Source organism: Pseudokineococcus marinus, assembly GCF_013004605.1.
Lineage (GTDB): Bacteria > Actinomycetota > Actinomycetes > Actinomycetales > Quadrisphaeraceae > Pseudokineococcus > Pseudokineococcus marinus.
Window position 1 is genome coordinate 1 of record NZ_JABEMA010000301.1, and the last position, 3,769, is coordinate 3,769.

At 79.7% G+C, this 3,769-nt stretch carries 2 protein-coding genes; both read right to left on the minus strand.

The genetic code is table 11. The features are described 5' to 3' along the window. A partial coding sequence (locus HLB09_RS14415; protein WP_212771128.1) for an AAA family ATPase occupies nucleotides 1–1,389 on the minus strand: 1,389 nt, incomplete at its 3' end. Continuing rightward, on the minus strand, nucleotides 1,386–3,769 hold a 2,384-nt coding region (locus tag HLB09_RS14420; protein WP_212771129.1), incomplete at its 5' end, for a 3'-5' exonuclease. The genes HLB09_RS14420 and HLB09_RS14415, both read right to left, overlap by 4 nt.

A 3,769-nucleotide genomic window follows, 5' to 3' on the forward strand; every position in this document is an offset into this window, starting at 1 on the left:
CCCCAGCGCCGTCGCGGCGGCGACCACGTCGTCGCGGACGTCGTCCAGGTCGGCCTCCGGCACCGCGTCGGCCGTGGTCGGCAGCAGGACGGCGCCCGGGTCGCCCGCGAGCAGGACGGCGAGGGCGTCCTCGCCGCGCCCGTCGCGGACGGCGGCCGCGAGGCGGTCCACCACCCCACCGCCCGCGTAGCGGCGGGTGGTGCGCAGCAGGCTGACCCCGTCGCGCACGGTGACCGGCCTCGCCGTCCGGGCGCCGACGTCCCACGGGTCGTGCCGACCGGGATCGTCGGCGGGGAGGGCGCCCACCCGCGCGAGGGCGTCCGCGAGGCGGGGGTGGCGCCCGCCGCCGGCGCCGGCGTCGACGAGGTCGCCCAGCACCGTGCCCGCCTCGACCGAGGCCAGCTGGTCGGGGTCCCCGACGAGCACGAGCCGCGTGTGGGGGCGCAGCGCCTCGAGCAGCCGCGCCATGAGGGTGAGCGAGACCATCGAGCTCTCGTCGACGACGAGGACCTCGAGGGCGAGCCGGTCGGAGCGGTCGTGGCGGAAGCGGTGCCGCGCGTCCGGCCGCCAGCCGAGGAGGCGGTGCAGCGTCGTCGCCGGCAGGTCGCCGAGCCGCTCGCGGTCCTCCTCCGGCAGGTGCGCCGAGGAGTCGCGGACGGCCTCGGCGAGCCGCGCGGCCGCGCGCCCGGTGGGGGCGGCCAGCGCCACCCGCCACGTCGGGTGCTGCTCGCGCAGCAGTGCGACGACCTTCGAGACCGTCGTCGTCTTGCCCGTGCCCGGGCCCCCTGCGAGGACGGAGACGCGGGCGAGCGCGCAGCCCGCGGCGGCCTCCCGCTGGTCGGCGTCCGCCGGGTCGAAGAGACGGTCGAGGGCGCGGCGCAGGACGCCCGCGTCGAGGTCGTCGGGCACGTCGGCGGCCCGGGTCGCGAGCTCGCGCGCGACGAGCTCCTCCTGGTCGCGGTAGCGGCCGAGCCAGACGCGACCGCCCTCGACGCGCAGGGGGCCTCCGGCGAGGGGGCTGGCCGCCACGCGGGCGGCCCAGTCCTCGCCCGGCCACACCACGGCGTCGACCGCGCCGCCTGCTGCCGCTCCCTCGTCCGCCGTCCCCTCCGTCGTGGACCGGGCGCCGTCGTCCGCCTCGTCGTCGACGTCGTCCGCGGCGGTCGTCTCCCGGGCCGTCGCGAGGTCGACGACGACCGAGCCCTGCCGGGTGGAGCGGACCACGAGCGCCGCGGCGAGCAGGACGGCCTCGTCCTCCTCCCCGGCGAGCGCGCCCAGGCGGCGGGCGACGTGGACGTCCGCGGCGTGCAGCAGGCCGGCCCGGTTGAAGTCGCGCAACAGCCCGGTGGCGCGCAGCGCCAGGTCCCCGGCGCGCGGGTCGCCGCTCACGGGGCCGTCCCGCGGCCGGCGAGGTGGTCGGACGCCGCGACCACGAGCGCGGGCGGCGTCGCCCACGCCATGACGCCGGGCACCGCGCCGTCCTCCGCGGGCGCCACCGACGGCCCGACCATCCCGCGCACGAAGAGGTACAGCGCTCCGCCGAGGTGGCGCTCCGGCGCGTACCCGGGCAGCCGCCAGCGCAGGAAGCGGTGCAGGGCCACCTGGTACAGCAGCGCCTGGAGCGGGTAGTGCGCGGCCACCATGGCCTCCTCCATCGCCGCCGGGCGGTAGTCCCACGACGTGAGCGGCCGCTCGGGGACGCCGAGGCGGTTCGTCTTGTAGTCCACGACGACGTAGCGCGCGTCGCCCCCGTCGGGCGCGGGCAGCCGCAGCACCGCGTCGACGCTGCCGGTGAGGTAGCCGCGCAGCCCGCCGACCTGGCCCGTGTCCTCGTGCTCGCCGTCCGCGGTGAGGTGCTCGAGCGCGTCGGCGTAGGAGGCCAGCGGTCCCTCGGGGCAGTGCCGCCGCCACAGCGGCACGAGCCCGGCGAGGGAGGGGCGCAGCGCGGCGGCCCCGGCGTCGTCGCCCCCGGCGAGGGGCAGCTCGAAGTCCATCTCCGGGAGGCGGTCGCGCGCGGGGACGTCGACGAGGCGGCGCCCGCCCGCGAGCGGTCCGAGGGGTGTCCTCAGGGCGAGGTCGAGGGCTCCGGTGAGCACGTCGACGTCGAGGGCGAGCCCCTGCGCCGCGGCCTGCTCGGCCACGAGGTCGCGCAGCACCCGGTCCGGAGCGCCGTCGGGACGGCCGTCGGGAGCGGCGAGGGTCGAGGGGTCGAGCTCCTCGAGGACGGCGTGGACGAGCACGCCGAAGCGCGCGCTGCCGGCGAGGGCGTCCCACGCCGAGGGCACCGCCGCGGGCGACGGGCCCGCTCCGCCCGACGCCCCGGCGCGGGCGGGAGCGCCGTCCGCGGGCAGGCGCTCGTCGTCCTCGACCGCCGCCTCCGGCTCGACGAGGGCGCCGCCCGCGGGCGCGGGCCCGGCGTCGTGCGCCGCGGCGGTGAGGGCGCTGTAGGAGGTGCGGCGCCAGGACGCGTCGAGGCTCCGGCTCCACCGGGCCGCCGCCAGGCCGTCGACGACCCGGTCGGGCGCGCGCCACGGCCGGCCGTCGGGCGGGCCGGCGACGCGCTCGACGACCAGGGAGCCGTCGCTCGCGGCCGCCCGCGCCGCCAGGGCGGCCAGGGCGTCGTCGTCGGAGGGCACCGGCACGACGGCCGGGGGGACGCCGTCGTCGGGTGACCCGGGGAGGTCGGGCGCTCCGACGCCCGCAGGGCGGTGCAGCAGCAGCCGGTGCAGGGGGCCGCGGCCGGTGTTCGTCGTCCCCGCCCACCAGGCCGTGAGGTGGCTCGCGGCCCGGGTCAGCGCCACGTACGCGAGGCGCAGCTCCTCGTCGGACTCCGAGCGGTGGTGCTCGCGCACGTGGTCGGCCCATCCCGGTGCGCCGGGGCCCCCGACGTCGCGGCACCGGCGCCCGTCGGCGTCGTGGACGAGGGCCGTGGAGGGCTTGGTGTTCTGCCACATGTCCCACGCGAAGGGCACGAGCACGGCGGGGAACTCCAGGCCCTTGCTCGTGTGCACGGTGAGGACCTGCACCGCCGCGGCGTCGGACTCCAGCCGGCGGCTGCGCTCGACGACGCCGTCGCGCCCGGCCTCCTCGACCTGCTCGCGCAGCCACGCCAGCAGCGCCGAGACGCCGAGGCCGTCGCGCACGGCGGCCTCGTGCAGCACCTGCCCGACGTGCCGCAGGTCGGTGAGCCGGCGCTCGCCGCCGACCGTCCCGAGCAGCCGCTCGGCGAGGCCGGCGGCGTCGGGCCGCGGCCGCTGCACGGCCTCGAGCAGCGCGCCGACCCCGCGGAGGTCGAGGAGCCGGGCCCACGCGCGCACGCGCAGCCCGAGGTCGTCGACGAGCGCGTCACCGCCGGCGTCGAGGGACGCGGCGTCGTGGCCGCCGAAGGCGCCCAGCGCGAGCAGTCGCACCCGGGCGCTGCGCTGCGGCTGCTCGAGGGCCTCGAGGAGGACGGTCCAGTCGGAGGCGGCCGGCGTCGTGAAGACGCTCGTGCGCCCCCCGACGACGACGGGCACGCGGACCCGCTCCAGCGCCTCGCGGACCATCTGGGCCTGCGCGTTGGTCCGCACGAGCACCGCGACGTCGCCCGGCGCGAGCGGCCGCTCCTCGCCGACGTCGCCGGCGGGGGCGGGCCCGTCGGGAGCGGCCGACGGGTGGTCCGCGCGGCGGCGCCGCTCGGGCGCGGTCGTCGTCACCGCTCCGCCGACGAGCGCGACGACCTGGGCGGCGACGTCGTCGACCACGCGGCGCCGCATGCCGGGCACGCGGG